Raw genomic sequence first — 11,337 nt, 5'->3', positions numbered from 1 at the left:
AATTTCTTGTAATGAAAAAAAAATGACTGAGGTTGTAGAAGTTCCATTACCAACAGTACAAGAAAAAATAAAAATAGGCAATCCAAATGATGTCAAAGCCGCAGAAGGTTCATTTCAAATGGAAAAAATTGCTTTTGGATATGAAGATTTAGCCCCAGATATATCGGCTTTAACATTAGAATCTCATTATGGTAAACATTATTTATATTTTACCAATAATCTTAACAAAGCCGTTTTAGGTACAAAATTTGAAAACCTTACTATAGAAGATCTTTTAAAAACATTAGATATTAATGATCCCATAATACGTAATAATGCAGGAGGATATTATAATCATAGTTTATATTTCAAAACTATTTCACCAAAAGCAGGAGGCGAGCCAATAGACACATTGGCATCAAGTATCAATAAGGATTTTGGTTCTTTTTCTAATTTTAAAACTTTATTTAAAGAAACCGCAATAAAGCAATTTGGATCAGGTTGGGTATGGTTAGTAGTTGATAAAACTGGAGTACTCCAATTAACAACTACACAAAATCAAGACAATCCATTAATGACATATGCACCTGTTGTAGGATTCCACGGAACACCTATTTTAGGAATTGATCTTTGGGAGCACGCTTACTTTCTAGATTATCAATACAAAAAGAAAAACTATATAGATGCGTTTTTCAATATAGTCAACTGGGAAAAGGTAAATGATAATTACAGAGCTACTTTCAAAAAGTAACTTTAATTAGACATTAATTCAGCTTATCAAAATTAAATATTCAAAATATTAAAAAAAGATCTCTCATAGAGATCTTTTTTGCGTATAAAGCTTTCTTTATGTTAAAATGCCTTGAAAAATAAAATTTTAACAGATACCATCTTTAAAAACAATCTTAAATTAGTTAAACACTGATAATCTTTAAGTTATAGAAATTTCATGTTGTAATTTTGTCACTCAAAAAACAATATAAAATGAAAAAGAATCTTTTTGCATTATTTTTAATAATTATTACTCTATTACAAGCCTGTCAATCAGATGATACCACTACGAGCAATGAATCAAAAGTAGTCTTAAATTCAAACACTACGGAATTGTCAAATCGAATGGATTATTCCAATTCTGGTGTTATTACATTAACAACCTCAAAATTAACTTCCAGAAATACAGCAATACAAGGAACGGATAATTTCCCGATGTCATTATTGGCAGAAGTAAATTCTCCAACTTATGATGGAAAAAAACTTACCGCTACACATGTAGATGTAAAAGATAATTATGCATATGTTTCATACAATACGCAAGGAGAAACCTATTTGGGAGGAATTGACGTAATTGACATTTCACAACCAAATAATCCTAAATTAGTAGTTCAGGCAATATTACCAAATACTGACATTAGTACCGTTGTTTACAATAATGGTATCCTATATATCTCTGGAGCTACAAGCAAAGATGCAAATCCAGAATTAACTTCTTCAGCATTTGTTGGAAAAATGCCTTTACAAAACGGATTATTAACCAATGATTATTCGCGTGTTTCTTTAACTGGAAATGTTGGTACAGGTGTAGCTATTGCTAATTCAAATTATTTTACAATTTCTGGAAATAACGGAGTTTTAGCTAAAATCAATAACTCAACAAATGAAATAAATACATCTATATCAATTGCCGATTTAAGAGCTTTGGGTTATATCACTAATAAAGTAGTTGTCCTTAGTGGTACTGAAGGCATCAAAATTTACAACTCTGACACAATGGCTTTAGTTTCATCAATTACTACATCAACTGATGTTCCAGATGCCAAAAGAACAATTGATTTTCAAGGCTCAAATTTACTAGTAGCAGATGGATATAGCGGTTTGAAAGTCTTTAACTCAACTGGAAGTTTATTACAAACCTTGGCTTTACCTACAGGAATCACAAATATAAATCAAGAAGATATAGTTACGAATGCCGTTTCGGTAAATGGTGATTATGTATATAGTGCAAATGGTGCCGCAGGAATAGCCGTTTACAAAAACTTGAATAACACTTTAGTTTCATTAGGGAGTATTTATTTAGGAGGTTCTGCCAATTATGTAAAAAGTGTTGGCGATTATATTTTTGTTGCCACAGGAACCGGAGGTTTAAAAATTATTAAAAAGCTATCGGCTTCAATTAACTGTACAAGTTTTCCAACATACAAAGGTGGAGATTGGCTAAATGTTAATTCAGGTGAAAACTTAAGTTATCAAGGTGCTGCTTCACTACAAGGAATAAACGTAAATCAAAACTTAACATTCTGTGGTTCGCTTTCAGTAGCTCAAGGAATAAATATTAATAGCGGAGGTGTCTTTACCATGAAAGGTTCAATGGCACAAGGAAATTACAACAATCCTTATTTATCTCTTAATGTAAATGGTACGCTAAAAATAGATGGTAGTATTCTAATTTACGGAAACCTTATCCTAAACAGTGGTGCTCGTGTAGAATTTGCTTCAGGCTCTTCTATCACGGTTTATGGAAATGTTACCAAAAACAATGGTGTAACCATTTCAGGAGATTTTACCGATACAATGAATAAGTTGAAATAATAGTTTCGAAGTACTATAAACAGAAAGGCTGTTTCATCAATTGTATGAAACAGCCTTTCTTATTTTTGGAGCATTAACAGCAATAATTTTCAAGAAGTATAGTACCCGCTATCCGTTACAATCTTTTTGTTTTTAAAGAAAAAACAAAAAGGATTTTCACTTGTATCGGGGCTAAAGAGAAACAGATCACTTCTTTTTTAATTATTTACAATTGGTAGATAAAGGATTCCAAAGGTTTAATTGAAATTCTTGATTTTCCCTCGCCATTTACAACTATTAACTGAATAGTACTCCCATATAATTGATCTTTGATGGTGTAATTACCATCTTTCAAATTCCATTTAGTAATAATATCTACAGGGATTTTTAATTCAAAAATATTAGTAACTTCAGAAGAAAAATTAGTAAGTACAATTAATCTTTGATTATCTGACCAGCGAACAAATGAATATACATGATTAGGATCATATCCAAGTCCAGCTTGACGATTTACTTCCTGAAGGTCTTGAAACTCCCCCATTACTGCTGGACTTTTGGCAGAAAAGCTTAATACTCTTTTATAAAAATCACGCAGTTCTTTTTCGCTTTGTGTAAGTTTCTCTCCATCAAAAGCGCCATTATTCATCCACCTTTGATGATTTGGAACTCCTACATAATCAAAAATTGAAGTCCTAGAATGAGAACCAAATCCTCCATTTTCATTACCAGCCTCCCCTACTTCTTGACCAAAATAAATCATAATTGGCGCCGAAGTTATCATCGCAGAAACAACCATCATTGGTTTTCCTTTTTCTGCAGAACCTGCAAATTCTGGACTTGCCAATCGTTGCTCGTCATGATTATCTAAAAACTTCAGCATATGAACATCAATATCTGCTAATCCTTTTTGAATATAAGACAAACCATCTGGAGGTGTTTTTCCTTGAATAATGTCTTTCAATTTATCATAGGTTTCTACTTTATCATACAAATAATCCATTTTTCCTAAATGAATATAATTGCGATATTCTTTTGGATTGTAAACCTCTGCTATTAGAAAAGCATCCGGATTTGCATTTTTTATTGACGAATTCATATAACTCCAAAACTCATAAGGAACCATTTCCGCCATATCATATCTAAAACCATCTACACCTTTGGCAGTCCAGTACAAAGCAATATCTCTAAATTTGATCCAAGAACTTGGTACACTTTTGTCTTTCCAAAAGTCAAAATGTTCTTTATAGGAAAGTTTATCAAATCCTGTAGGTAATTCCGGAAAATCTTTCGAACCATCTGGTCGAATACCATAATTTACTTTTACTGTTTCGTACCAGTCATTTTTATCAGGCTTTGCCATTCTAGATCCATTCCCTGTCCATTTCGCAGGATTCTCATCAAATTTCCCGTCAATCAAAGGATTGCGTTCACCATTTAAAGGTTTATCACCATCAGGCAATTGGAATGGAGTATTTGGGATGTAATAAAAATTATTATCTCTTTTATATTCAACAGTAACATCATCATCGGCACCAAAATCTCTTACACCTTTTGGATTCGTTTTACCTTCATACTTACGGGCAATATGATTAGGAACTATATCAATAATTACTTTAAGATTTGCTTTATGAGTACGTTTAATCAAAGCCTCAAATTCTTCTAAGCGTTTTTCTGGATTTACTGCTAAATCCGGGTTAACATTATAATAATCTTTAACAGCATAAGGAGAACCAGCTCTCCCTTTCACTACTTCAGGATCATCATTTGAAACTCCTATTGCAGTATAATCTCGTATCACAGCATGATGCGGAACTCCTGTATACCAAATATGCGTAACTCCAAGATCTTTTATTTCCTGAAGTGCTTTGTCTGTAAAATCATTAAATTTCCCAACTCCATTTTCCTCAATGGTTCCCCAAGGTTTATTAGTTGTATTTTTATTGCCAAATAATCGAGTAAAAACCTGATACACTACCGCCTTATTTTCGGAAACAACTTCTTTCTTTTGTACACTCATTTTTACATCTTTAGTTTTACATCCTGCAGTTATAAGCAAAATACCTACTACTGTCATTACTATTTTTTTTGTGTTCATTTTTTTTTAAATCATAAAAATTAAAAATATACAATTGACACTTATCAATATTGTACCAACCTATAAATTTAAGGATTTTTCAAAAAAAAACAACAAACAACACCTCTAGAACATAGACTTTTTACCAGTCGAAAACCACTACAACGTAATAGAAAATCTCTTTGTTTATAACTATTTATTTTCTAAAAAAATTCCTCACCCTATTCCTCTAACAAACTGTTATAAATAAATCCTAATATTTAAAGGGTTTGTCTCATTTTTCATAAATTTACAAAAAAATCAAGACCCTTGAAGAAATCTTTATATTTCATTATTTATAACCTGGTATTACTTAGTACAACCTTTGTTTTGGCACAAGCTCCAAAAAAAATACATATTGAACAATCTGACTTTGCCGATGTTGATCAGCTAAAGTATCCAGATGCTCTTTTACTTACTGGAAATGTAAAAGTAAGCCATGATGGCGTAATCCTAACCTGCAATAAAGCCTATTTTTTTCAGAAAGAAAATTATTTAAAAGCTTTTGGAAATGTTCAATTGGTGCAGGGAGACACTTTATATTTAAATAGTAATTATGCAGAGTATAGTGGCGAATTAAAAAAAGCCTTTGCAACCGGTAATGCTGTAATGAGCTCACCCGATGCTACTTTAGCAACTGATACTATTAATTTTGATCGAAATATTCAAGAAGTATTTTACAACACAGACGGAACTATTATCAACAAAGACAATACTTTAAAAAGTAAATCGGGAAGATATTACGTAAAACAGAAAAAATTTCAATTTTTAACTGCGGTAACACTTACCAATAAAACTTATGAAATCAAGTCTAATCATTTAGATTTTTACAGTAATTCAGGGCATTCTTACTTATTTGGACCATCTACAATTACCAGTAAAACTAATTACATTTATACTGAAAAAGGATTTTATGATACCAAAAAAAATCTAGCTCATTTTTTAGATAAATCCTACATCAAATATGATGACCGAGTCATAAAAGGAGATAGCTTGTATTATGACCGAAATAAAGAATTTGCATCAGCAACTCGAAATGTAAAAATAACTGATTCTATCAATCGTGGTGTTGTTCGAGGACATTATGCTGAATTATACAAGAACAAAGACTCTATGTTTGTAACCAAAAGAGCATTGGCTGTCAATTTTGTAGACAACGACTCAGTCTATATTCATGGCAAAAAACTAATGGTTACAGGTAAAGAAGGAGATAGAATCCTCCGTGCTTTTAACAATGTTCGTTTTTACAAAACTGATATGAGTGGAAAATGTGATTCTATTCATTCTAGCTCTAAAATTTCTTTGACAAAATTAATAGGAAACCCAATACTTTGGAATGGAGATAGCCAAATAACCGGAGACATAATGCATCTTATTGGGGATAAAAAAACACAAAAACTAGATTCCCTCAAAGTCCTCAACAATACTTTTCTAGTCTCAAAAGACACACTCGGAACTGGATATAATCAAACCAAAGGGCAAAATTTATTTGGAAAATTCAAAGATGGAAAACTCCATGATGTAGATATAATAAAAAATGCTGAAGTTATATACTACATGAGAAATGATGCTAAGGAGCTCATCGGAATTAATAAAAATGTAAGTAGTAAAATCAATATTATTTTTGATCAAAATGCAATAGATACGATTACTTTTTTCACACAAGTAGACGGAGATATATACCCTGAATCTGAATTACCCGAAAATGCCAGAACACTTCGGGGACTAAATTGGCGTGGCGATGAAAGAATAAAATCTAAAGATGATGTTTTTAGCGAAGAAGAAAATGCCGAAGAACTAAAAATCATTGAAGCAACTCAAAAAGACAAAGCAAAAGAAAGTGTCCCTATGAAAGTTCGAAAAGAAACTTTGAATTACGATAAGAAAAATTCAAAGAAATAAACTAAATATATTAGTAAAATTCAGGTTACATGTTTTGGCATTGAAAACAAAACTACAAACCTTTAAAACTTATAAAAGTGAATCCCGATTTCATAAAATATCAAGCACAAACTTCCCCTTATCCTTTGGGTATGGAAGTCTCACATGCCATAGGATCTTATATTTTTGACACTGATAATAAAAAATATTTAGATTTTGTAGCAGGTGTCTCTGCTTGTACTCTTGGTCATCAAAATAAAAGAGTAAATGATGCTATAAAAGACCAATTAGACAAATATTCGCATGTTATGGTTTATGGTGAATATTCACAAAGTCCTGCGGTAGAATATTGTAAGTTAATGGCATCTCTTCTACCCGCTCCCTTAGACAAAACCTATTTGGTTAATTCAGGAACAGAAGCAATTGAAGGCGCTTTGAAACTTGCAAAAAGAGTAACAGGAAGGAGTCAACTTATTTCATGTCACAATGCCTATCATGGAAATACCATGGGATCAATGAGCGTAATGGGATTTGAAGAACGCAAACAAGCTTTTCGTCCTTTACTTCCAGATATCGATTTTATAACATTCAATAACGAAGCTGATTTACAAAAAATAACTACCAAAACAGCTGGAATCTTATTAGAAACCATTCAAGGTGGAGCTGGCTTTATTGAGCCACATAATGATTTTCTGCAAAAAGTAAAAGCAAGGTGTATTGAAGTAGGTGCTTTGATGATCTTAGATGAAATTCAACCAGGTTTTGGTAGAACTGGTGCTCTTTTTGGATTTCAAAACTATGATGTAGTTCCAGATATTGTTGTGATGGGAAAAGGAATGGGAGGCGGAATGCCAGTAGGAGCTTTCACCACTTCATCAGCAATGATGGATTTATTGACAGAAAATCCAAAATTAGGCCACATTACTACGTTTGGAGGACACCCTGTCATAGCGTCAGCTTGCTTAGCGACTTTGAAAGAATTAACTGAAACCAATATAATTACAGATACTTTAGAGAAAGAAAAACTTTTTAGATCACTTTTGGTACATCCTTTGATACAGGAAATAAGAGGAAGAGGATTAATGCTTGCAGCTATGACTGCGAATGCTGACATCACAAATGAAGTGATTTTAAAATGCCAAGACAGAGGTTTAATTCTATTTTGGTTGCTGTTTGAAGGCTGTGCCATCCGAATTACTCCACCTCTTACTATTTCGGAAGAAGAAATTCGAGAAGGTTGCGCGATAATTATAGAAGTAATGAACGAGATTATGGCTAAAGATAAATAATTTATATTTGAATAAAACACAAAGAATTCAGATTTTATATTTTAAAAAAATGCCTTTTATATTACCATTCATATTTAGTATTACTATTGAAAAAAAACATGTTAATTAAATTGTTCACAACAAATAGAAATCTTCCTCATATCAATAATACGTTTTCCTAATTTTATTTAAGGATAATTTAAAAACACACAGTATGCAATTAAGCAACGAAGAAGAAGATTATAACTTATCCCTATCCAAATTTGAGTCTATGTTGAAAACCAACAAAGTACTCTTTTTTGACTCCGAAGAATTTGAAGAAATTATTCTTCATTATCTCGATATGGGCAAGACTGCATTGGCCAAAAAAGCTCTAAAATTAGCTTTGGAACAACATCCAAGATCTAGTGGCCTTAAATTAGTCCAAGTAGAAATGCTAATTTATGATGATAAACTCGAAATAGCTGAAAAGTTATTGAATGAGTTGTTCGCTATCGAACCTACAAACGAAGAAATATATATTCAGAAGGCCAATATTTGCTCTAAAAGGGATCAACATGAAAAAGCTGTTGAAATGCTTAAAATAGCATTACAATATACTGATGACTATGCCGATGTGTACAACTTAATTGGTATGGAATATCTTTTTATGGACAATCTTGAATTAGCCAAAGAAAGCTTTATAAAATGTCTCGAAGAAGATTTAGAAGACCAATCTGCTTTATATAATGTGGTTTATTGTTTTGAATTTTTAGACCAAAACCAAGAAGCGATTGCTTATTTAAATAAATACATCAACAAAAATCCATACAGCGAGATTGCTTGGCATCAGTTGGGACGCTTGTTCTATGGCGTAAAAGAATATGAAAGTGCCATCCGCGCATTTGATTATGCAACTCTTATAGATGAAGAATTCCTTGGTGCTTTTATGGAAAAAGCAAAAGCACTGGAACGCTTAAAAAAATATGATTTAGCTATTGAAAGCTACAACAGAACATTGGAATTGGATGATGCTACTTCCTATGCTTTACTTCGAATAGGTAAATGCTATGAAAGATTAGGCAACAAAGTTTTGGCTCTTAAATATTATAATAAAACGGTTCATGAAGACCCTTTGTTAGACAAAGGTTGGATTGCCATTACCGATTTCTATGTACGCCAAAAAAACTTCCAAAAAGCATTATTTTTTGTCAACAAGGCTTTAGCTATTGACAATCAAAATAAATTGTACTGGAAACGTTTCGCAGCTATTAACAAACAAATGAACCTGTTTGAAGAAGCTGAATTTGGCTATAGAAAAGCTGTAGAATTTGGAGATCACCAACTTGACACTTGGTTATTTTGGGTAGATATCCTTCAGTTTTTAGGTGAATTCGAAAGCGCTATTCAAACATTACTACAAGCTACGGAGTATTTCCCAGAGGAAAATGAAATCGAATATCGATTAGCAGGATTGTATTTTATGATTTCAGATAATATCAAAGCCAAATTTCACTTGAGTAATGCCTTACGCTTAAATTCTGAAAACTACATACTTCTAGAAGATTTATTTCCAGTTGTGTGGCAAAAGAAAATGGTAAGAAATTATATTGACAAACATAACATACAATAATGATTGAAGTTTTAAGAAAACGTTTTGGCTTATTAGGTCGTAATATTAGTTATTCCTTTTCAAAAGGATATTTCACAGAAAAATTCAGTAATGAACATTTTGAAAATTGTTCTTATGAAAATTTTGATATTCCTGAAATCAATTATTTCACTGAATTAAGGAAAAACAATACCGATCTTAATGGACTAAACGTTACTATTCCATACAAGCAGGATATATTACCTTTCTTGGATAAATTATCTAAAAACGCATCTGAAATTGGAGCAGTAAATACTATAAAATTCACCAAAAAAGGAAAATTAAAAGGATACAATACCGATTATTATGGTTTTCTAAAATCATTGAAGCCTTTATTGGAAACGCATCATAAAAAAGCCCTTATTTTAGGAACTGGCGGTTCATCAAAAGGAGTTGCTTTTGCTTTAGACAAATTAGACATTGCCTATACATTTGTATCACGTGAAGCTAAAGAAAACTGTATTAGCTACGAACTAATCAATGCAACTACATTTGATAACTATCAAATTATCATCAATTGTTCTCCTGTAGGAACTAGTCCGAATGTTGATGCTTTTCCGCTTATCCCTTATGAATACTTCACAGAAAAACATATTGCTTACGACTTAATTTATAATCCTGCAGAAACTGCATTTCTAAGCAAAGCAAAAGCTCAAGGAGCCAAAATAAAAAATGGTATGGATATGCTTATTTTTCAAGCCGAAAAAGCTTGGAAAATTTGGAACAAATAAAGAATCCTCATTTTACAAAAAACAAAAGCCCTCAAAATGGATCTTAATTTTGAGGGCTTTTGATATAGAAATAAACCCTTTTATTCTGTTCGAATATTTTATTTTAAAGCTAAAAAACCTACTTCAACTGGAATTCAATTTTCTTAAAGCTTAAATCCATTTCTTTAAAAGTTTCTGGAACGTTTGCATTCCAATTATTAATCTTACCGCGCAGTACAGAACCACTTTTGGTTTCCCCAACTATCAGAATGCGGTTAATTATAATATTATTCAAATCCGCCTGGGTTTTGCTGGTATGTTTATAATTAATTTCCTGATAGAATGACAACTGATCCATCGGGATAGTCACTCGAACCCATTTATCACTTAGAATTTTCTGATCTAATTGAATAATAATGGAGGCGTTCAGGTTTGTATTGTCGCCTAGTGTAATACCTATATTGACTTTACCATCTTCCAAAGCATCAACAATAGAATCATTTACATAGTTAGCATAAGTAGCTTTTAAACTTTCTACACTAGGTATTTTGGTTTTAGCACTATTGATTTTCAAGTCGAATACCAGATTTTCGATATCTCCAAATTTATGACCTCGAGCGAGGATATTACATTCAAAACCATTTGAGTGTTGATGATTCCAATCGGCAATTTTTTTTAAAAGCACAATATCAATAGTATTAAGATTGTTACAGCTACTATTTGCTTTTATGTTATTGTCAAAACTGTAACTACTACCTGTCAATTTCAAATTGGTCCATTCAGCAATATTTCCATTGGTAGAGTGATTCCAACCACTAAAGTTCAAATCAGAAAGACTTTTATTTTGTACTTTTCCATCGTAATCACCAAAAAGACTGACGGTTTTAACATTAGTCACTATGCCTTGTCCACAGTTAACAATACTAGCAACCGAATAGCTTGTATAATCAGTAAGTTTTTGAACACTTTCATTGCCTGATGAACTGATTGTTGTAATTGAATTAGCCGTGTTAAAACCAGATACAGTTGACGAAGCAGTTTTACCTCCACCACAAGCAGTTAAGCTAAAAAGAATAATAGATAAGACATAGATCTTGATTAGGTTTTGCATATTCTCTCGAATTCTTCTTTAGTTTTGATTGTTTAAAATATTACAAAACGAACATATTTAGAATCTAAGCCAAAATACAA

The 11,337-nt window shown here is 31.9% G+C and carries 8 protein-coding genes; 6 read left to right on the top strand and 2 right to left on the bottom strand.

Translation table 11 applies throughout. The annotated features are described in order from the left end of the window. Positions 1–22 precede the first annotated feature (22 nt). Positions 23–730 carry a superoxide dismutase gene (locus tag CLU82_RS15150; RefSeq protein WP_369829035.1) on the top strand — a complete coding sequence of 236 codons (708 nt, stop codon included), beginning with the start codon at positions 23–25 and terminating at the stop codon, positions 728–730. Between the two features lie 233 nt (positions 731–963). Continuing rightward, positions 964–2,565 carry a hypothetical protein gene (locus CLU82_RS15145; protein ID WP_100843873.1) on the top strand — a complete coding sequence of 534 codons (1,602 nt, stop codon included), beginning with the start codon at positions 964–966 and terminating at the stop codon, positions 2,563–2,565. A 205-nt stretch (positions 2,566–2,770) separates the two neighbouring features. Here CLU82_RS15145 and CLU82_RS15140 read toward each other — a convergent pair whose 3' ends face one another. Beyond that, entirely contained in the window at positions 2,771–4,639 is a 1,869-nt protein-coding gene (locus CLU82_RS15140; RefSeq protein ID WP_100843872.1) for an alpha-amylase family protein, read from the bottom strand. Between the two features lie 288 nt (positions 4,640–4,927). Here CLU82_RS15140 and CLU82_RS15135 point away from each other — a divergent pair, with 288 nt between their 5' ends. From CLU82_RS15135 to CLU82_RS15120, 4 genes are all read left to right on the top strand, one after another. Further along, entirely contained in the window at positions 4,928–6,559 is a 1,632-nt protein-coding gene (locus tag CLU82_RS15135) for an OstA-like protein (RefSeq protein WP_100843871.1), read from the top strand. Positions 6,560–6,636: 77 nt separating this feature from the next. Continuing rightward, the gene (locus tag CLU82_RS15130) at positions 6,637–7,827 is read left to right on the top strand and encodes an aspartate aminotransferase family protein (protein WP_100843870.1); all 1,191 of its coding nucleotides are present in this window, start codon (positions 6,637–6,639) and stop codon (positions 7,825–7,827) included. Between the two features lie 193 nt (positions 7,828–8,020). Further along, positions 8,021–9,418 (top strand): tetratricopeptide repeat protein, encoded by a 1,398-nt coding sequence (locus CLU82_RS15125; RefSeq protein ID WP_100843869.1) that lies wholly within the window; start codon positions 8,021–8,023, stop codon positions 9,416–9,418. Continuing rightward, entirely contained in the window at positions 9,418–10,167 is a 750-nt protein-coding gene (locus tag CLU82_RS15120; RefSeq protein ID WP_100843868.1) for a shikimate dehydrogenase, read from the top strand. The genes CLU82_RS15125 and CLU82_RS15120 overlap by 1 nt, the downstream gene beginning before the upstream one ends. A 118-nt stretch (positions 10,168–10,285) precedes the next feature. Here the strand turns inward: CLU82_RS15120 and CLU82_RS15115 are convergent, their stop codons facing one another. Next, positions 10,286–11,257, bottom strand: coding sequence for a hypothetical protein (locus tag CLU82_RS15115; RefSeq protein WP_100843867.1), 972 nt, complete (start codon positions 11,255–11,257; stop codon positions 10,286–10,288). Between the last annotated feature and the right edge of the window lie 80 nt (positions 11,258–11,337).

Origin of the sequence: Flavobacterium sp. 5, assembly GCF_002813295.1 — a bacterium.
Classification (GTDB): Bacteria; Bacteroidota; Bacteroidia; order Flavobacteriales; family Flavobacteriaceae; genus Flavobacterium.
Note: the sequence above shows the minus strand (reverse complement) of the source record. Positions and strands in the feature narration are given on the sequence as shown.